The sequence below is a fragment of the Stenotrophomonas maltophilia genome, assembly GCF_006974125.1.
GTDB lineage: Bacteria > Pseudomonadota > Gammaproteobacteria > Xanthomonadales > Xanthomonadaceae > Stenotrophomonas > Stenotrophomonas maltophilia_O.
The window spans coordinates 2,474,587-2,493,765 of sequence record NZ_CP037858.1 but is presented as its reverse complement, the minus strand read 5'-3'; the positions used below and the strand labels follow the sequence as shown (position 1 = coordinate 2,493,765).

Sequence of the window (19,179 nt, the reverse complement as noted above, 5' to 3'; positions counted from 1 at the left end):
GGGACTCACTTCAGTTTCAGCAACGTGGCCATGTCCTTGCGCAGGCCACCCAGGTCGGTGCCCGGGGCATGACGCATGATCACGAAGCCGTTCGGATCGATCACGTAGACCGGCAGGCCAGCCGGATCGTCGACGCCGGGCAGGGCCGCGCGCAGTGCTGGCGACGGAGCCAGCGGCCGCAGCGCGGGCAGCGAGGCGATCGACGCCGGTGGCGTTCCCAGCCACAGGATTTCGACATTATCGGCGTTATGGCCGAACAGCTGCCACACCTTGCCCAGTCCCTGCGACAAAGTGACGCACTGTGCGTCGCAGGCACCGGCCGGCGCCACCAGCAGGCGCCAGGTACGGGCCTCGGGGTTCCACGGGTAGGCCTGGCCATTGGCCAGGGTCGGCGCCTGCTGGCGCAGGTCCACCGGCGGCTTCAGCAACTGGCCGGCATTGCGGTGCCCGGTCGGCTGCCAGCCGGTGAAGCGCAATACCGCAGCCAGCGCCATCGCCCCGAAGAACACGGCAAACAGCAGCACCAGGGTCCGGCGGCCGGAACCGCGCGCCTGCGGGGACGTAGCAGTGTTCATGCGGTGCATTTTCTCATGGTTGGGTAAGGGATGCCGGTCGGGCCACCGCACGTCGCCTGCGCCATTCCAGCACCAGCGCGACCGCCAGCACGGTCAGGGCCAGCCCGAACCACTGCACGGCGTAGCCCAGGTGGCGCTGCGGTGGCAGCGTGTTCGGCAGCAGGTCCAGGTCGCGTTCGTCGCCGAACGGCAGCGTCGGGTCCAGTCGAAGGACCCGCTCGGGCAATGCCGGCAGGCCAAGCGCCGCCGCGAGGCCCTCTGCGGGCAAGCGGCTGGCCAGCCAACGCCCGGCCTCGTCGGTAGCGGAGAACGCCGGGCCCAGTGCCAATCCTGCCGACGGCGGCGGCGCCAGCAGCCCACGCACGGCCACCGGCGAAGGGGGTGCCGGCAGCTCCGGCAGGGTGCGATCCGGCGGCAGCGCGCGCCAACCCAGATCGACCAGCAGCACGCTGCCCTCGTCACTGCGGAACGGGCGGTAGATCTTCACGCCCGCGCGGCCGTGCCGGGTCTGGTTGTCCAGCAGCACCACGCCGGGCAGGAAGCGACCGTGATCGGCCACGCCATGCAACGCACCGGGCGCCGCGAGCGCCCGTGCCAACGACAGTGCCTGCGCTGCGGCTGGACCTTGTGCATCCAACATTGCCTGTTTGGCATGCATGCGCTGCAGCTGCCACAGCCCCAATGCGGTGAAAGCAGCCATTGCCAGCACCGCCAGCAGCCATCCGATCACGCGCGTGTGCTGGCGCATCATGACAAGTCCGCGCAAACGCGGTCAGATAGGCGCATCCACCCTGCCCTCGAGCCGCGCATGAGTGATTCGCTGAAGACCCTGCTGGTAATCGCGTTTCTGATCGTCATCGTCTGGAATCTGGGCGCCGGCCTGTATTACCTGGTGGTCGACCGCGGCCAGACCAAGCGCACGGTCAACGCACTGACGCGCCGCATCGCGGTGTCGGTGGCCCTGATCGTACTGGTGATCGTGAGCATCTACATGGGCTGGATCAAGCCGCACGGCATCGGCGGCTGAAGCCACCGATGCGTGCGCGGTCAAAGCACGTAGACGAACAGGAACAGCATCAGCCACACCACGTCGACGAAGTGCCAGTACCACGCGGCGGCTTCGAACGCGAAGTGGTTGTCGCGGGTGAAATGGCCCTTGGCCGAGCGCAGCCACATCACGATCAGCATGATCGTGCCCAGCAGCACATGCGCGCCGTGGAAGCCGGTCAGCATGAAGAACGTCGAACCGTAGATGCCCGAACCCAGGGTCAGGTTCAGCTCCTTGTAGGCGTGGATGTACTCCTCCGCCTGCAGGGTGAGGAAGCCCAGGCCGAGCAGCACGGTCACGCCCAGCCAGACCAGCAGCTGGCGGCGGTTGCCGGCCTTCAACGCATGGTGGGCGATGGTCAGGGTCACGCCGGAGGTCAGCAGGATCAGCGTGTTGATCAGCGGCAGGCCCCAGGCCGGGATGGTCTGGAACGCACCGCCGATGGCGGCCGGCCCGTTGGTCGGCCAACCTGCGGAGTAACCCTGCCACAGCAACTCATTGGTCATCACCCCGCGGCCTTCGCCGCTGAGCCACGAAAGGCCCAGGTTGCGGGTGTAGAACAGCGCACCGAAGAAGGCGCCGAAGAACATCACTTCGGAGAAGATGAACCAGATCATCCCCATCCGGAATGATCCATCGACCTGGTGGTTGTAGTTGCCCGCCTGCGATTCGCGCACGACGTCGCTGAACCACCAGAACAGGGTCAGCACCAGCATCGCGATGCCGATGTAGAACGTCCAGCGCCCCCAGCTGGCATCGTTGAGCCAGCTGGCCACGCCCACCATGGTCACCATCATCGCGATGGAACCCACGAACGGCCATTTGCTCTGGGCCGGGACGAAGTACACGTTGGCGTCGGTCGGTGTCTGGGCCATGTCGGTATCCGGGTCAGGGGGCGGCGTGCGCGCCTTCCGAGGTGGCGGCCGGGGCCAGCCGATCGGACAGCGCGTCGTTGCGGTAGAAGGTGTAGGACAAGGTGATCGTCCTGATCTCCGGCGGCAGGTCCGGATCGACGATGAAACGCACCGGCATGTCGCGCTTCTCGCCAGCCTGCAGCGTCTGCGCGGTGAAGCAGAAGCACTCGGTCTTGCTGAAGAAGCCCGAGGCACGTGCCGGCGCCACCGAAGGCACCGCACTGCCGACCACCGCCTGCTGGCTGTCGTTGCGGGCGAAGTACAGCGCTTCGTTGAGTTCGCCGGGCACCACGTCCATGGTCAACTGCTCGGGATGGAACGACCAGGGCAGGCGCGAATTGACGCCGCCATCGAACTCCACGCGCACGGTGCGCTTGCCAGCTGCAGCACCCGCACTGGCTTCGCCACCGGGGCCGCGCTCCAGGCGAACACCGAACACCTTCTCGCAAGCGATGCGGTACAGCGGCACCAGCGAGAACGTGAGCAGGAACACCGCCACCGCCACACCGATCAGGCGCGGCAGCCCCGCACTGCGTGACGGTGTGCTGGCTGGCGCCTCGCTCATCGGCCGATCACCCCGCTGAGGATGAAGCCGACGTAGACCAGCACGGCGATGGCGCCGACCCACATCGCCGTGCGCCTGGCGCGCTGGCGCTGCTGCTCGATGCTTCCGCCCTGGTAGGGCCGACCGCTGGTCGGCTGCTCTTCGTTGTTGTAGAGCCGACCGCTGGTCGGCTGCTTCTCGTCAGCCGAGCATGGCTCGGCTCTACAGGTCTGCAGCGGGCTCTCGTTATGCATGCGCCACCTCAATGCGTGATGTCGTCATGCGCCAGATCCCCCGGGCGGATGGTCGGCGGCGTGGTGAAGGTGTGAGCCGGTGCCGGCGACGGCAGCGTCCATTCCAGGCCACGCGCGCCTTCCCAGCTGCGCGCTTCGGCCTTCTCGCCGTTGCGCAGCGACGACAGCAGGATCGCGGCCATCATGAACGGGGTGACGAACATGCCGAACGCACCGATCGAGCTGATCAGGTTCCAGTCGGCAAACGCCACGCTGTAATCGGGAATGCGGCGCGGCATGCCGGCCAGGCCGAGGAAGTGCTGCGGGAAGAACAGCAGGTTGACGAACACGATCGACCACCAGAAGTGCACCTTGGCCCATTTCTCGCTGTACATGCGCCCGGTCCACTTGGGCCACCAGTAGTACACCGCGGCGATCAACGCGAACACCGCACCGGTCACCAGCACGTAGTGGAAGTGGGCGACCACGAAGTAGGTGTCGTGGTATTGGAAATCTGCCGCCACGATCGCCAGCATCAGGCCGGAGAAGCCGCCGATGGTGAACAGGATGACGAAGGCCACCGACCACAGCATCGGCGCCTCGAACGTCAGCGAGCCACGCCACATGGTGCTGACCCAGTTGAACACCTTTACGCCGGTTGGGATCGAGATCAGCATGGTGGCGAACATGAAGTAGATCTCGCCACCCAGCGGCATGCCCACGGTGAACATGTGGTGGGCCCAGACGATGAACGACAGGAACGCGATCGCGGCGGTGGCGTACACCATCGCCTGGTAGCCGAACAGCGGCTTGCGGCTGAACGTCGGGATGATCTCGCTGACCACGCCGAAGGCGGGCAGGATCATGATGTAGACCTCGGGGTGCCCGAAGAACCAGAAAATGTGCTGGTACATCACCGGGTCACCGCCACCGGCGGCGTTGAAGAAGCTGGTGCCGAAGAACTTGTCGGTCAGCAGCATGGTCACCGCACCGGCCAGCACCGGCATCACCGCGATCAGCAGGAATGCGGTGATCAGCCAGGCCCAGCAGAAGATCGGCATCTTCAGCAGGTCGATGCCCGGCGCGCGCATGTTCAGCACGGTGGCGATGATGTTGATCGCGCCCATGATCGAGCTGATACCGGCCACGTGGATGGCGAACACGCTGAAGGCGACGTTGTAACCGCCCTGCAGCGACAGCGGCGGGTACAGCGTCCAGCCACCGGCCGGCGCGCCACCAGGCAGGAACAGGGTCAGCAGCAGCAGGCTGAAGGCCACCGGCAGCAGCCAGAACGACCAGTTGTTCATGCGCGGCAGCGCCATGTCCGGCGCGCCGATCTGCAGCGGGATCATCCAGTTGGCGAGGCCGACAAAGGCCGGCATCACGCCGCCGAAGATCATCACCAGCGCATGCACGGTGGTCATCTGGTTGAAGAACTCGGGCTTGACGAACTGCAGGCCCGGCTGCGCCAGCTCGGCCCGGATCACCACGCTCATCGCCGCACCGATGATGAACATGATGAAGCTGAAACCGAGGTACAGCGTGCCGATGTCCTTGTGGTTGGTCGAGAAGAACCAACGCTCGAAGAAGCTCTGGTGGTGATGGTGATCGTCGTGCCCAACTGCCGAGTGCGCCATTGCAAAACACCTCTCAGAATCGGTTGTCACCACGGCCGCTGGCGGCCGCGGGCTTTACATCACGCGCCGCTGGCTGCGGTGGCAGGTGCGCTGCCGGCTTCGGCAGCAGCAGGTGCTGCCGGTGCCTCGCTCGCAGGAGCAGCCGGTTCTGCAGGTGCCGCCGGCGTTGCCGGCTCGGTGGGCGGCGCCGGCTTGCGCTGCGCCAACCACTGCTTGAAGTCTTCCTTGGACACCGCCTCGACCACGATCGGCATGAAGCCGTGGTCCTTGCCGCACAGCTCGGCACACTGGCCGCGGTACACGCCAGGCTGTTCGATGCTGGTCCAGGCTTCATTGATGAAACCGGGAATGGCGTCCTGCTTCCAGCCCAGCGCCGGCACCCACCAGGCGTGGATCACGTCGTCGGAAGTGATGACGAAGCGCACCTTGGTATCGACCGGCAGCACCAGGCGGTTGTCGACATCCAGCAGGTAGTGCGGATGGCTTTCGCGGGTCGGCACGATGCCGCTCTGCCGCACCCGGTCGGACTCGCGGTCCAGGCGGCTGGTGAAGGTGACGTTCTCGCCGAGGTATTCGTACTTCCACATCCACTGGTAGCCGGTGACCTTGACCGTCATCTCGGCATCGCGGGTGTCGTACATCTTGATCAGGTTGGCCGTGGCCGGCCATGCCATCACGATCAGGATGATCACCGGGATCACCGTCCAGATGATCTCGGCCTTGGTGTTGTGGCTGAAGGTGGCCGCGACCGCGCCCTTGGATTTGCGGAACTTGAAGATGGCGTAGGCCATCGCCCCGAACACGATGACGCCGATCACCGTGCAGATGATCAACGAGAGGTTGTTCGATTCCCAGGCCAGGCGCGAGGTCTGGGTCACCCCCTTGCCCATGTTCAGCTGCCACGGCTTCGGATCGGCCGCCTGGGCCCAGGCCAACGCCGGCATCAGTCCCCCGGTCGCCAGCACAGCGGCAACCGCGTTCACGCACTTCGTGCCCCACCTGCTGCTTTGCTTCATTGCCTAGACCCTTAGCGTCGTCGGTTGCCGCCATCGCTGGCGGCGAGCAAGCTTTCAAGTGTCTCTGCGAGCGTCTGACGTTCGGCCGGCGCGAGGAAACTCCCCACCTCCACCTGCCGGCCGCTGGATGCCAGCCGGACCCTCTCATCGTCGGTGAGCAGGCGCACCCAGTGGGGATGGGCCCGGAACACCGGCGATCCACCGGGTACGGGGATGACCTCCACGTACGCCGGCACTACCCGGATCTCCTCCTGCCGTTCACCGCTGCGCCACAAGGCACGCAGCGCCGCCGCCAGCACCAGGCTGTACAGCAGCGCGAACAGGGGGGCGAATGCATTGCCGGCCAACCACCCGAGGGCGGACACCAGCCACATCGCACCCGACAACACGGTGAACAACAGGACGAACTGCCGGGCATCGAGCGCCCGTGGGGGACGCAGCCGCAGCTGCGTACCTGATCCATCCGGAGCTGGAAGCACCTCGATCATGTCGCAACCGCGTTCCTGCCGCGGGAAACGTCTCGATGGTAGCCCCGCCGTCTCGCCGGTAGCAAGGGTGCATTCACACTTTTTCCCATGCTGCAACACAGCATGAGGTCGGCGGCGCGAATGACGAATTCGGCACAAATATGGACGGGTTTTATGAACACGCCGAATCCACCACCGTTAGGGGCTATCAGCCCTTCATGAAGGTGTCTGTGCGGCACTTCCGAAGGCCGCAAAAATGTTTAAAATCGCCAAGTTTTCCACTGGCCGGACCGGCATGAACGCACCTTCCTCCTCCCCTGCCGCCCACGACGCTCCGCGTCCCGGCGCGCTGCTGTCGCCGGAACTGCCGGCGCCCCCCAACCCGTTCCGCCAGGCCATCACCGATGCCTGGTTGAAGGACGAGGCCAGCCACGTGCGCGAGCTGCTGGCCCAGGCCCGCCTGCCCGCCGATGAGCAGGCCAAGGTGCAGGCGCTGGCGGCCGACCTGGTCGGCCGCGTGCGCGTGCGTGCCAAGGACCAGGGCGCGATCGAAGCCTTCATGCGCCAGTACGACCTGGGCAGCGAGGAAGGCGTGCTGCTGATGTGCGTGGCCGAGGCGCTGCTGCGCATTCCGGACCAGGACACCGCCGACAAGCTGATCCGCGACAAGCTGGCCGATGCCGACTGGGAAAAGCATCTGGGCGGCAGCGACTCGGTGCTGGTCAACGCCTCCACCTGGGGCCTGATGCTGACCGGCAAGCTGGTGCAGATGAACGACGCTACCCGCGCCGATGCGCCCAGCGCGTTCAAGCGTCTGGTCGGCCGCGTGGGTGAGCCGGTGGTGCGCCTGGCCGTGCGCCAGGCGATGAAGATCATGGGCCACCAGTTCGTCATGGGCCGCACCATCAGCGAAGCGCTGTCGCGCTCGCACAAGGGCGACAACGCCAGCTACCGCTATTCCTTCGACATGCTGGGCGAAGGCGCGCTGACCATGAAGGACGCGCTGCGCTACCTGGAAGACTACCGTCGTGCGATCCACGCCATCGGCGGCGATCACAAGGCACGCGGCGGCCGTCCGGACGGCGACGTCAACAACGCGCCGGGCATCTCCATCAAGCTGTCGGCGCTGTACCCGCGCTACGAGCACGCCAAGCGCGAGCGCGTGCTGACCGACCTGGTGCCGGGCGTGCTGGAACTGGCGCAGCTGGCCAGGAGCTACGGCATCGGCTGCACCGTCGACGCCGAAGAGTCCGACCGCCTGGAACTGTCACTGGACATCATCGAACAGGTGTTCGGCGATGCCTCGCTGGCCGGCTGGGATGGCTTCGGCGTGGTCGTGCAGGCCTACCAGAAGCGCACCCCGTACACGATCGACCACCTGGCCGACATGGCGCGCCGCGCCGGTCGCCGCCTGCAGGTGCGCCTGGTCAAGGGCGCGTACTGGGACGCCGAGATCAAGCGCGCGCAGATCGAAGGCTATCCGGGCTACCCGGTGTTCACCCGCAAGCAGAACACCGACGTGTCCTACCTCGCGTGCGCCAAGCGCCTGTTCACCCATGCCGACGCGATCTACCCGATGTTCGCCACGCACAACGCGCACACCATCGCGGCAGTGCGCAGCATCGCCAACGGCGGCGTGTACGAGCACCAGAAGCTGCACGGCATGGGCGACGACCTGTACGCCGAAGTGGTGCCGGCCGACCGCCTGGGCCTGCCCTGCCGCGTGTACGCGCCGGTCGGTTCGCATGAAGACCTGCTGCCGTACCTGGTGCGCCGCCTGCTGGAAAACGGCGCCAACTCCAGCTTCGTCAACCGCATCACCGACGAGCGCGTGCCGATCGCCGACCTGATCCGTGATCCGGTCGAGATGGTGTCCTCGTTCGCTTCGATTCCGCATCCCAAGATCCCGCTGCCGGTTGACCTGCTGCGCAGCCAGAACCACGACAGGAAGAACTCCATGGGCGCCAACCTCGCCAACGACAACGAACTGCGCGCCCTGGCCGAGCAGATCAACGCGGCTGTGAAGCCTTGGCAGGCCGCTCCGCTGGTGCCGGGTGCCAACCCGGCCGGCGCCGCGCTGCCGGTGACCAACCCGGCCGATACCCGCGAAGTGGTCGGCCAGTGGCTGGCCGCCGATGCCGCCACCGTGCAGAAGGCGCTGGCCAATGCCGTGGCCGCGCAGCCGGCCTGGAACCGCACCCCGGCCGCCAGCCGCGCCGCCATCCTCGAGCACGCCGCCGACCAGCTGGAAGCACGCATGCCGGAGTTCATGGCGCTGTGCGTGAAGGAAGCCGGCAAGAGCCTGCCCGACAGCATCGCCGAAGTGCGCGAAGCCGTGGATTTCCTGCGCTACTACGCCAAGCAGGCGCGCGAGCAGTTCAGCCACGCCGAGAAGCTGCCGAGCCCGACCGGTGAATCGAACGAGCTGCAGCTGCACGGCCGCGGCGTGTTCGTCTGCATCAGCCCGTGGAACTTCCCGCTGGCGATCTTCCTGGGCCAGGTCGCTGCCGCCCTGGCCGCCGGCAACAGCGTCATCGCCAAGCCGGCCGAGCAGACCAACCTGATCGGCTACTACGCGGTGAAGCTGCTGCACGACGCCGGCGTGCCGGCCGAGGTGGTGCAGTTCCTGCCGGGCGACGGTGCCACCGTCGGTGCCGCGCTCACTGCCGACCCGCGCGTGGCCGGCGTGGCCTTCACCGGCTCCACCGACACCGCCCGTGCGATCAACCGCGCGATGGCCGCACGTGACGCCGCCATCGGTGTGCTGATTGCCGAGACCGGTGGTCAGAACGCCTTCATCGCCGACTCCTCGGCGCTGCCGGAACAGCTGGTCAAGGACGCGATCGGTTCGGCCTTCACCTCCGCCGGCCAGCGTTGCTCGGCCGCGCGCGTGCTGTTCGTGCAGGACGACATCGCCGACAAGGTGATGACCATGCTGGCCGGTGCGATGAAGGAGCTGAAGGTCGGCAACCCCGGCCAGCTGTCCACCGACGTCGGCCCGGTGATCGATGCTGACGCGCTGAAGATCCTGCAGGACCACGCCGCGCGCATGGACCGCGAAGCACGCCTGATCGCCGCCGCCGAGCTGTCTGCCGAAGCCGCCAATGGCACCTTCTTCGCACCGCGCGCGTACGAACTGACGGACCTGGGCCAGCTGCAGAAGGAAGTGTTCGGTCCGGTCCTGCACGTCATCCGCTGGAAGGGCGACCAGCTCGACGCGGTGATCGACCAGATCAACGCCACCGGCTACGGCCTGACCCTGGGCGTGCATTCGCGCATCGACGAGACCGTTGATCGCATCAGCAACGGCGTCCACGTCGGCAACGTCTACGTCAACCGCAACCAGATCGGCGCGGTGGTCGGCGTGCAGCCGTTCGGCGGCCAGGGCCTGTCCGGCACCGGCCCGAAGGCCGGCGGCCCGCACTACCTGCTGCGCTTCGCCACCGAGAAGACGGTGACGGTGAACACCACCGCCGCCGGCGGCAACGCCTCGCTGCTGACCCTGGGCGACTGATCGTCCGGTTGATGCAGTAAACGAAAAACCCCGCGAAAGCGGGGTTTTTTGTGCTTTCTCTTCCTGTAGAGCCGAGCCCACGCTCGGCTTTCCTGGCGTAGCCGAGCACGGGCTCGGCTCTACACGGTTTCCGGGGCTGCCTTGGTCCCGGTCCGCATCAGATGGCGCCAGTGACGCAACGCCACCAGTGCGTTGATCCAGAAGCCCACGTACAGGATCGAGGTCAGGTGCAGGCCTCGGCTGTAGTACAGCGGTACCGCCACGGTGTTCACCAGCAGCCACACCCACCACGATTCCAGCTTGCGCCGCATCATCAGGATCTGGGCGATCACGCTGAGCACCAGCACCGCCGAATCGATGTAGGGCGCGTAGGCGTTGGTCAGGCGGGTCAGCATCCAGCCGTAGCCGAAGGTCGCCACCACCGCCAGCGGCGCCAGCCAGGCCCACGCGCGTGGTCGCAACGCGGTGATCGGCAGCGGCGCACCGTGATCGCCACGCAGCCACTGCCACCAGCCCAGCACGCTGATGGCAATGAAGAAGAACTGCAGCACCATGTCCGCATACAGATGCGAGCGCTCGAACACTGCCGCGAACAGCGCGCAGCCGACGATGCCCAGCCACCAGGTGTGCACGTTGTTGCGGCCGGCCAGCAGGATCGAGCCGGCGACGGCGATGTTTGCGGCAAGCTCCAGCTGGAAGTTCGGATCGGACAGGTTCATGGCGCCATTGTCGTGGATCCGTGCGCTGCGTGGACAACCCGGTAGATCCACGCCATGCGTGGATGCCCCGAACCATCCCCACACAAAAAAAGGCCCCGCTTGCGCGGGGCCTCCTTCGTACTGCTTCAGGCAGTCGCCCGAATCAGAACTTGTACTGGAACGAAGCTGCCAGTACGTCGCCACGGACCTTGTACTTGCCAGCCAGCGAGTTGCCCTGGTTGTTGGTAGTCGGCTTGATGTTCACGTTCGGGTCGCTGGTGAACAGGTGGGTGTAGCCAAAGTTGTATTCGGTGTTCGCAGACGGGGTCCAGCCCACGCCCAGCGACAGCCACTTGCGGCTGGTATCTGGCACGCGGACATCGCGATGTGCGTCGGTAGTCGGGGTCTGGTCCAGCGCGACACCACCGCGCAGGGTGACGGTATCGCTCAGCTTGTAGTCCGCACCCAGCGACACGAAGGTGGTATCGCGATAGCCGAAGTCCAGCACAGAGTCCTTCTGGGCCGAAGCATAGTCGATGGTGACAGCGTCGAATGCGGTCGACCAAGCGGTGCGGGTGACGTCACCCATCACGGTCCAGCGGTCGTTGACCTTGTGGGTCACGCTGAGGGTTGCCGACGCCGGCAGCTTTACGGTTGCCTTGCCACTGGTGCTGACGAACTGGCCCGGCTGAGTCTGTCCCAGGATGGTCGCGGTGCGGCCATTGTCGTTCGGCATCAGGAAGGTGGCATCGCCACCGGTGATCTTGTGCGTAACCTTGGAGCGGTAGCTCAGGCCGATGTGGGTGTTCTCATCGATCGAGAACAGACCACCGACCGTCCAGCCCACTGCATTGTTGTCGCCTTCGACGGTCAGCTTGCCATCGGCACTGCCCGGGGCGTAACCCGGCACGCGGGCCTGGGCCAGCGCAGTACCGAAATCGATGTTGTTGCTCAGCTCGATAGTCAGGTGCTCGACGAACACCGACGCGCCAAAGGAGACGTACGGGTTCACGTCATAGGATGCGGCGAAGCCAAGATCGATGGCCTTCAAATCGGTCTTCAGGCCGCTGTAGCGACCCACCCAACCATTGTCGTACTGGGTCTTGAAACCAAACGGAGCAGTCAGCGACACACCGAAGTGGGCCTTCTCACCGACCGGCATATGGAAGTACGCGGCCGGAACCGGGGCGATCATTCCTGCGTCGCCGCCGTCACCGCCGGTCTGCGCGGCGCCGGTCGGCTTACGGCCTTGGCCTTTGAACTCGGCCTTGAAGCTGATGGCGCTCAGGTCACCCTGAATCAGGGTGCCATCCAGCTGGCGCATGCCGGCCGGGTTGACGGCGATAATGGAGGCGTCGCCTTCGGCGCTGCCGGAGCCGGCGAACGCGCGGCCGAGGCCCTTGGCGCTGTTTTCCTTCAGCTGGAAGGCAGCGGCGTTGGCGTCGGCGGCGGCCAGCGCACCGGCAACGCCGACGGCCAGCAGGGTCAGACGGGCAATGGTGGAAGCGGTTTGCATCGTAGTTCTCTCTCCGGTAAGCGGTGATGGTGCTCTGAGTGCGCCTGCGCCCGCCAGGCCCGGGGGCCCGTCGAAGCGCGCCGGATTCCCCTCCCGACATACGACGCCGTATGCGAGTATTACCCAGAGCCGTTAATGAAACAATAACGGCGCAGGCGGTTTTTTCGTCTCAAAAGCTGAACAGGACAATCCCCGTCGCAAGCGCCCGCACGCTAGGCTAGTGCCATGTTCGTCTCCCTCCCGTCGCGCAAGAAGGCGGCCCTGCGCTGGGCCACGCCCGTGCTGTTTGCGGCACTGTGGCTGGCGTTCCTGTGGTCGATCTCGCGCCCGGACGATGCCCGCGGCAGCCTCTGGCTGGACTGGGGCGCCCTGTCCACCGGCCTGACCCACCCGCTCGACTGGTGGGCGACGCTGCAGGACGGCAGCGTGCTGCGCCTGTTCACCGCCCTGTTCCTGCACGCGGACTGGTCGCATCTGCTGGGCAACCTGGTCTTCCTGCTGATCTTCGGCCTGCCCGCCGAGCGGGTGCTGGGCCCGTGGCGGTTGCTGCTGCTGTTCCTGGTCGGCGGCGCGGTGTCCAACCTGGTGGCCATCTACACCATGGGCAGCCCGGACCAGATCATCATCGGTGCCAGTGGCGCGGTCTCGGCACTGATCGGCGCCTACCTGGCCCTGTTCCCGGGGGCGCGGCTGGGCGTGGTGATCCCGCTCGGCCTGTTCCTGGAGTTCGTGCGGGCCCCGGCCTACCTGCTGATCGGCGTGTGGGCCGCGCTGCAGGTGGTGTTCGCCCATATCGGCCCGAGCTTCGGCATGGTGGCATGGTGGGCCCACATCGGCGGCTTCATGTTTGGCCTGGTGTACGGAGTCTACGTTCGTGCGGCGATCGCACGCCGGCTGCGCAAGCGGCACGGGTTCTGACCGCCCCGGTAGTGCCGGCCGCTGGCCGGCATTTGTGTTCTTCTTCCGCCCTTGAGCCGACGCCGGGCATGGCCCGGCGCTACCTCACGGCTTGGCCGGGGCCGGTGCGGGCTTTGCTTCCGGCTTTGCTTCCGGCTTCGACTCGGCCTTGGCTTCCGGCTTCGCCGCAGCGGCCTTCGCGGCCTTGGCCGCATCTGCCTTCGCCGCTTCGGCCTTCAACCGTGCAGCCACCGAACCGGGATTCTTCAATTCGGCCAGCGCATCGTTGATCGGGCCGTCGCCCGGCAGCACCGCGCCGGCGTGGTAGCCCTCGGTGCCTTCGTCGTCGCCACGCAGATGCCCCGGCAGCGTCGCTTCGCTGTAATCGCTCAGGCTGGCCGGCAACGCGTCATCTTCGGGGCGCGCGGCAGGCTTGAATTCGACCTCCGGCACGATGCCGGTGGCCTGGATCGACTTGCCGCTGGGCGTGTAATAACGCGCGGTGGTCAGCTTCACCGAGTCACCGTTGTCCAGCGGCAGCACGGTCTGCACCGAGCCCTTGCCGAAGGTGCGGCTGCCGACCACGCGCGCGCGCTTGTTGTCGCGCAGCGCACCGGCCAGCACTTCCGAGGCACTGGCCGAACCGGCATCGACCAGCACCACCACCGGCGCGCCCTTCAGCAGGTCGCCCGGAGTCGCATCGAACCGTGCATCGCTGATGCTGATGCGGCCGCGGGTGCTGACGATGTTGCCCTTCTCGAGGAGGTCGTCGGCCACCTGCACGGCGGCGGTCAGCAGTCCACCCGGGTTGCTGCGCAGATCCAGCACCAGGCCCTTGAGCTGGCCACCGGACTGCTTCTGCAGCTGCTGCACGTGCTTCTGGAAGTCCGACCCGGTGTCGGCCTGGAAGGTGCTCAGGCGGATGTAGCCATAGCCCGGTTCCAGCAGGCGGCTGCGCACGCTGGTCACGCGGATGGTCTGGCGGGTGAGGCTGACGTCGAACGGCTTCGGCTTGCCCGCACGCACGATGGTCAGCACCACCTTGCTGCCGGCCGGGCCACGCAACGGTTCGCTCGCATCAATGGCGCTGATCGGCTTGCCGTCGATGGCGATGATCAGGTCACCGGCGAGGATGCCGGCCTTGGCTGCCGGCGTGTCGTCGATCGGCGAGATCACCTTCATGCTGGCGTTGTCGGGCTGCTGCTGCAGCTCCACGCCGATGCCTTCGTAGGCGCCGTTGGCCTGCTCATCGAAGGCCTGCGCGTCTTCCTTGTTGAAATAGGTGCTGTGCGGGTCGAGGTCGAGCAACAGGCCGCGCACCGCCGACTGCATCAGCTTCTTGTCATCGACCGGGTCGACATAAGCGGCACGCACCGCGTTGTACACGGCCACGAAGCGGCGGATGTCCTCCAGCGGCACCTTCGAGGTCACCGCCTCCTCGCTGTTCGCTGCCTGCCCGCTGGTTTCCTGGCTCGGGGCGGGCGCAGTCTGCTGCGCCCAGGACAGCGCCGGCAACAAGGCCAGCAAGAGGGTGGCGGTACGGGCTGCGCGCATGGATCACTCCTGTCGACGTTGGCATCGTGCCCAAGGCACATGCACCGATTATGCGCGAAGCACAGCTAAATTCCCGTTGAATCCGACCCGTACGCGGCGATGCCGGATTCAGCGCCGCTGCAGCCAGCTGTCCGGGTTGACCGGCTGCCCACCACGACGCAGCTCGAAATACAGCGCGGTGACGCCCTGCCCACCCGAGTTGCCGACCTTGGCCACCGCATCGCCGCGGCTGACCCGGGCACCCGCATCCTTCAGCAGGGTGTCGTTGTGCGCGTACAGGCTCATGTAGCCGTTGCCGTGATCGACGATCAGGATCATGCCGTAGCCGGTCATCCAATCGGAGAACACCACGGTGCCGTCGGCCACGGCGGTGACGGTGCTGCCGGCGGGCGCGCCGATCAACACACCGCTGCTGGTGCGGCCGTCGGGCAGCTTTCCGCCGTAGCGGGCCAGCAGGTTGCCCGACAACGGCCAGCCCAGGCCCCCCACCTTCGGCGCCGGCGCGGAAGCCACGGCAGGCGGGACCTTGGTGGGCGGCGGTGGCGGGCGGCCCTGCGCGGCGGCCTGGCGTGCGGCACGCTCGGCAGCAGCCTTTTCAGCGGCTGCCCGACGCGCGGCGGCGCGGCGCTCGGCTTCGGCCCGGGCCGCTGCGGCACGCAGGTTGGCCAGCAGCGTTTCCAGTGCCTTGGCGTCCTGGCCCAGCGCCTGTTCCTTCTCGCGCCGGTCCTTGAATCGTTCGTCCAGCGAGGCCACGGTCTGTGCGCGGTCGCGGCGGTCGGCGGCCAACGTGGCCGCCTGCTGTTTCTGGTCGCGCTGTGCGCCCTGCAGCTTCTGCTGGCGTTCGGCGATCTGCGCCTGGAGCACTTCCAGTTCCTTCAGGTCCGCGGTCAGCGTAGTGATGCGCTGCGCACGTTCGCGCTGCAGGTAGCGGTGGTAGGCCAGGGCACGGTTGGCGTCGGCCACCGTGTCCTGCGACAGCAGCAGCTTCAACGGTGCATGGTTGCCCAGCTGATAGGCCGCGCGCAGCAGGCCGGCCAGCTCGCGGTGCTGCTGGGCCAGGTTGGCCTGCAGGGTGCTGCGGCGCTGCTCGGCTTCGGCCAGCGACCGGCTCTGCTCGCGCAGCGCGGTTTCGGTCTGCGCAAGCGCGCGGCCACTGCGGGCGACCTTCTCGTCGGCCTCGCGCAGTTGCTGTGATGCCTGGCCGCGCTGGCCCTCGATCTGCCGGCGCTCCTGCGCCACGCCCTTCAACTCGGTACGCAGCTTCTGCAGCCTGCGCTCGGTCTCGCGCGTGGTCTGCGCGGCACCCGGCAGCGGCAACGCCAGTGCCAAGGCCAGCCCCAACAGCAGGCAGCGCCCGCCGCGGGCAGCGGCGATGTGATGTCGGCGTGATGGGAAGGCGTTGTCGCGCAAGGGCTTTCCAGTGACTTCAGGCAGTTGCGGGGGCTACCGGGGAATGGTGACATCTCCGCACGCGGCCTGCCAGCCGCACATCCATCGAGGTCCCCATGAAAGCTCTCTCCATTCCGCTGCTGTTGGGCGTACTGCTGGTCACCGCGCCGGTGGCAGCACAGGAAAACATCAGCAAGGTCAACGGCAGCATCAGCGCCGAACCCGGCCAGCGCTACGGCAAGCTGGACACCGTCAACGGCGGCATCCGGGTTGGTGAAGGCGTCGAGACCGGCAGCATCGACACCGTCAACGGCGGGGTCAAGGTGGCCGACCGTGCACGTACCGGCAAGATTGAAACGGTCAACGGCGGTGTACGCCTGGGCCGCGAAGTAATCGCCCATGGCAACGTCAGCACCGTCAACGGCAGCATCTTCAGCGATCGCGGCAGCCAGATCGAAGGCGGCGTCGAAACCGTGAACGGTGGCATCGGCCTGGTTGAAAGCCGCGTCGGCAACGACGTGGAAACAGTCAACGGTGACATCACCGTGGGCATCGGTTCGCAGGTCAAGGGCGGTGTGCACGTGCGCAAGCCGAACTTCAGCGTCTCGCTGACCGCCAGCCGCAAGCCACGCGTGATCATCGGCCCGAATGCCGTGGTCGACGGCCCGTTGCAGTTCGAGCGCGAGGTGGTGCTGTACGTGCACCGCACCGCCCGCATCGGCCCGGTCACCGGCGCCGAGCCGATCCCGTTCGACACCGAAACCGCTCCGGCGGACTGAGCACACCGCGCCCATCGGTTCGGTGATACTCGCTGTTACCGGTCGTACACGAGGTGCGGCCGCCCTTTGTTTTCCAGGAATCGACGATGCCCCGCAAACTCCTCCTGTGCCTGGCCGCTGCGGCCGCGCTCAGTGCCTGCAAAGGCGAAGACACTCCGGCGCCCGCGCCGGCCACCGACACCGCCGCTGCCAAGCCGGCGGCCCATGCGTTCTCCCCCGAGATCAACGCCGGCGACTTCGCCGAGATGGTCAAGACCCTGGCCTCGGATGAATTCGAAGGCCGCGCCCCGGGCAGCAAGGGCGAGGAACTGACGGTCAACTACATCCGCGACCAGATGCAGCGCATCGGCCTGCAGCCGGGCAACGGTGACAGCTGGTTCCAGGACGTGCCGATGACCGAGACCACGGCCGACGCATCGACGGTGTTGAAGATCACCCAGGGTGGCAAGACCACCGAACTGAAATTCGGCACCGACATGGTGGTCGGCACCCGTACCGGCCAGTCCGAGGTGAAGGTCGATGCCAGCGACCTGGTGTTCGTCGGCTACGGCGTCGATGCGCCGGAGCAGAAGTGGAACGACTATGCCGGCCAGGACTGGAAGGGCAAGACGGTCGTGATGTTCGTCAACGATCCGGGCTTCCACGTCGACGACGCGAAGCTCTTCGACGGCAAGCGCATGACCTACTACGGCCGCTGGACGTACAAGTTCGAGGAGGCCGCTCGCAAGGGCGCCGCCGCGGCGCTGATCGTGCATGACACCGCCGGTGCCTCCTATGGCTGGGACGTGGTGAAGAACTCCTGGGCTGGCCCCCAGTACGACCTGCCGGCCAAGGATGACCCGGAGGCCCGTATTCCGGTGCAGGGCTGGCTGAGTGCCGACGCGGCCAAGGCGCTGTTTGCCGGTGCAGGCCTGGACCTGGCGCAGGCTTACAAGGATGCGAGCAAGCGCGGCTTCAAGCCGGTGCCACTGAAGGCCACCGCCGCGGTCGACCTGAAGAGCCAGATCGCGCAGAAGCAGTCGCGCAACGTGGTGGGCGTGCTGCCGGGCAGCAAGCGTGCCGACGAGGCCGTGCTGTACATGGCGCACTGGGACCACCTGGGCAAGCACGAGGGTGAAACCGGCGACAACATCTACAACGGTGCGGTCGACAACGCGACCGGCGTGGCCGGCATCCTTGAGGTGGCCGAAGCAATGGCCCACCAGGATCCGAAGCCCGAACGTTCGGTGGTGTTCCTGGCGGTGACCCTGGAAGAATCCGGCCTGCTGGGTTCGAAGTACTACGTCTCCCACCCGACCTTCCCGCTGGACAAGATCGCCGGTGTGATCAACATCGACGCGATGTCCGTGGCCGGCCGTGCCAAGGACGTGACCGTCACCGGCTTCGGCAGCTCGGAACTGGAAGACATCCTCAAGCCGCTGGCTGCGGCCCAGAACCGTACGCTGCACGGTGAGACTTCGGTGCAGAGCGGCTTCTACTTCCGTTCGGACCACTTCAACTTCGCCAAGGCCGGCGTGCCGGCCCTGTACGCCGATGGTGGCGAGGATCTGCGCGAGGGTGGTGTGGACGCCGGCCGCAAGGCCGCTGCGGACTACGGTGCCAACCGTTACCACGGCCCGAAGGACGAGTTCGATGCGTCCACCTGGAAGCTTGACGGTACCGTCGAAGACCTGCAGCTGATGTACGGCGTCGGCAAGGAACTGGCCGGTGGCGATCGTTGGCCGAACTGGTATGAGGGCAACCCGTTCAAGGCGGCCCGCGACGCGATGATGAAGGACAAGGCTTCGGCGAAGTAAGCCGGGCCATTCTCGACTGAACATCGTTGAGAGCAGAGCGGCGCCCCACGGGGCGCCGCTTTTTTTGTGCGCTCCGCCATTGGTGGGTGGCAACCTTGGTTGGCACCTCTTTACACGGCGAGCGCCCCATCCACGCATGGCGTGGATCTACCGGGCGATGTGACGCCATCGGGTTGCCGGCCAGCGGCCGGCACTACCCGCATTTACTGCGCACAAAGAAAAACCCCGCTGCGTGAGCAGCGGGGTTTTGGGTGTAAACCCTGGCGATGACCTACTCTCGCATGGCTTGAGCCACACTACCATCGGCGCAGCTGCGTTTCACTTCCGAGTTCGCTCCCTGGTGAAATTAGCGCTGTGGAACCACCCGATCCCATCCCGAACTCGGAAGTGAAACGCAGCTGCGCCGATGGTAGTGTGGCTCAAGCCATGCGAGAGTAGGTCATCGCCAGGGTTTACACCCAAAACCCCGCTGCTCACGCAGCGGGGTTTTTCTTTGTGCGCAGGAAACGGCGGGTAGTGCCGGCCGTCGGCCGGCAACCCGATGGTGTTACATCGCCCGGTAGATCCACGCCATCCGTGAATACCCCCTGCGAGGAACAGCG

Annotated in this window: 17 protein-coding genes and 1 rRNA gene; 6 read left to right on the top strand and 12 right to left on the bottom strand. The window is 66.5% G+C overall.

The features are described 5' to 3' along the window. Nucleotides 1-5: 5 nt before the first annotated feature. Both EZ304_RS11285 and EZ304_RS11280 read right to left on the bottom strand, forming a co-directional pair. Nucleotides 6-575 (bottom strand): hypothetical protein, encoded by a 570-nt coding sequence (locus EZ304_RS11285; protein ID WP_099551649.1) that lies wholly within the window; start codon nucleotides 573-575, stop codon nucleotides 6-8. 13 nt (nucleotides 576-588) lie between these two features. Further along, nucleotides 589-1,326, bottom strand: a complete 738-nt coding sequence (locus EZ304_RS11280; RefSeq protein ID WP_142807093.1) for an SURF1 family protein — start codon at nucleotides 1,324-1,326, stop codon at nucleotides 589-591. A gap of 57 nt (nucleotides 1,327-1,383) precedes the next feature. Here EZ304_RS11280 and EZ304_RS11275 point away from each other — a divergent pair, with 57 nt between their 5' ends. Further along, nucleotides 1,384-1,602, top strand: coding sequence for a twin transmembrane helix small protein (locus EZ304_RS11275; RefSeq protein WP_099551637.1), 219 nt, complete (start codon nucleotides 1,384-1,386; stop codon nucleotides 1,600-1,602). Nucleotides 1,603-1,622: 20 nt separating this feature from the next. Here EZ304_RS11275 and EZ304_RS11270 read toward each other — a convergent pair whose 3' ends face one another. Genes EZ304_RS11270 through EZ304_RS11245 form a run of 6 tightly spaced genes read right to left on the bottom strand, consistent with a single transcriptional unit; the run spans nucleotide 1,623 to nucleotide 6,455 of the window. Next, nucleotides 1,623-2,498: a cytochrome c oxidase subunit 3 gene (locus EZ304_RS11270; RefSeq protein ID WP_099551638.1), complete on the bottom strand. Its 876-nt coding sequence runs from the start codon at nucleotides 2,496-2,498 to the stop codon at nucleotides 1,623-1,625. 13 nt (nucleotides 2,499-2,511) lie between these two features. Continuing rightward, nucleotides 2,512-3,102, bottom strand: coding sequence for a cytochrome c oxidase assembly protein (locus EZ304_RS11265; protein ID WP_099551639.1), 591 nt, complete (start codon nucleotides 3,100-3,102; stop codon nucleotides 2,512-2,514). After that, the gene (locus tag EZ304_RS11260; RefSeq protein ID WP_099551640.1) at nucleotides 3,099-3,335 is read right to left on the bottom strand and encodes a hypothetical protein; all 237 of its coding nucleotides are present in this window, start codon (nucleotides 3,333-3,335) and stop codon (nucleotides 3,099-3,101) included. The genes EZ304_RS11265 and EZ304_RS11260 overlap by 4 nt, the downstream gene beginning before the upstream one ends. 8 nt (nucleotides 3,336-3,343) lie before the next feature. Next, nucleotides 3,344-4,951: a cytochrome c oxidase subunit I gene (gene ctaD, locus EZ304_RS11255; RefSeq protein ID WP_005407790.1), complete on the bottom strand. Its 1,608-nt coding sequence runs from the start codon at nucleotides 4,949-4,951 to the stop codon at nucleotides 3,344-3,346. Nucleotides 4,952-5,010: 59 nt separating this feature from the next. Then, nucleotides 5,011-5,967: a cytochrome c oxidase subunit II gene (gene coxB, locus EZ304_RS11250; protein ID WP_099551641.1), complete on the bottom strand. Its 957-nt coding sequence runs from the start codon at nucleotides 5,965-5,967 to the stop codon at nucleotides 5,011-5,013. Between the two features lie 11 nt (nucleotides 5,968-5,978). Next, on the bottom strand, nucleotides 5,979-6,455 hold the full coding sequence (locus EZ304_RS11245) for a DUF2244 domain-containing protein (RefSeq protein ID WP_004153894.1): 477 nt from the start codon (nucleotides 6,453-6,455) through the stop codon (nucleotides 5,979-5,981). A 274-nt stretch (nucleotides 6,456-6,729) separates the two neighbouring features. Here EZ304_RS11245 and putA point away from each other — a divergent pair, with 274 nt between their 5' ends. Further along, nucleotides 6,730-9,948: a bifunctional proline dehydrogenase/L-glutamate gamma-semialdehyde dehydrogenase PutA gene (gene putA / locus EZ304_RS11240; RefSeq protein ID WP_142807092.1), complete on the top strand. Its 3,219-nt coding sequence runs from the start codon at nucleotides 6,730-6,732 to the stop codon at nucleotides 9,946-9,948. Nucleotides 9,949-10,067: 119 nt separating this feature from the next. On the opposite strand, the gene pnuC is transcribed toward putA, so the two are convergent. Together pnuC and EZ304_RS11230 are read right to left on the bottom strand one after the other, a co-directional pair. Continuing rightward, nucleotides 10,068-10,667 (bottom strand): nicotinamide riboside transporter PnuC, encoded by a 600-nt coding sequence (gene pnuC / locus EZ304_RS11235; protein ID WP_142807091.1) that lies wholly within the window; start codon nucleotides 10,665-10,667, stop codon nucleotides 10,068-10,070. A gap of 142 nt (nucleotides 10,668-10,809) precedes the next feature. Continuing rightward, entirely contained in the window at nucleotides 10,810-12,162 is a 1,353-nt protein-coding gene (locus EZ304_RS11230) for an outer membrane protein transport protein (RefSeq protein ID WP_049417761.1), read from the bottom strand. 225 nt (nucleotides 12,163-12,387) lie between these two features. Between EZ304_RS11230 and EZ304_RS11225 the strand changes: the two genes are divergently transcribed. After that, nucleotides 12,388-13,080: a rhomboid family intramembrane serine protease gene (locus tag EZ304_RS11225; RefSeq protein ID WP_099551644.1), complete on the top strand. Its 693-nt coding sequence runs from the start codon at nucleotides 12,388-12,390 to the stop codon at nucleotides 13,078-13,080. Nucleotides 13,081-13,164: 84 nt separating this feature from the next. Here EZ304_RS11225 and EZ304_RS11220 read toward each other — a convergent pair whose 3' ends face one another. Beyond that, a complete protein-coding gene (locus EZ304_RS11220) occupies nucleotides 13,165-14,613 on the bottom strand; it encodes a S41 family peptidase (protein WP_142807090.1) in 1,449 nt (482 codons plus the stop codon). A gap of 108 nt (nucleotides 14,614-14,721) precedes the next feature. Beyond that, a complete protein-coding gene (locus EZ304_RS11215; protein WP_142807089.1) occupies nucleotides 14,722-16,023 on the bottom strand; it encodes a peptidoglycan DD-metalloendopeptidase family protein in 1,302 nt (433 codons plus the stop codon). Between the two features lie 95 nt (nucleotides 16,024-16,118). Between EZ304_RS11215 and EZ304_RS11210 the strand changes: the two genes are divergently transcribed. The 3 genes from EZ304_RS11210 to rrf all read left to right on the top strand — a co-directional run bounded on the left by EZ304_RS11210 (nucleotide 16,119) and on the right by rrf (nucleotide 19,028). Further along, nucleotides 16,119-16,781: a hypothetical protein gene (locus EZ304_RS11210; protein ID WP_142807088.1), complete on the top strand. Its 663-nt coding sequence runs from the start codon at nucleotides 16,119-16,121 to the stop codon at nucleotides 16,779-16,781. A gap of 86 nt (nucleotides 16,782-16,867) precedes the next feature. After that, nucleotides 16,868-18,577, top strand: a complete 1,710-nt coding sequence (locus EZ304_RS11205; RefSeq protein ID WP_142807087.1) for a M28 family metallopeptidase — start codon at nucleotides 16,868-16,870, stop codon at nucleotides 18,575-18,577. 336 nt (nucleotides 18,578-18,913) lie between these two features. Continuing rightward, nucleotides 18,914-19,028: ribosomal RNA gene (gene rrf, locus EZ304_RS11200) — 5S ribosomal RNA — on the top strand. Nucleotides 19,029-19,179: the final 151 nt, after the last annotated feature.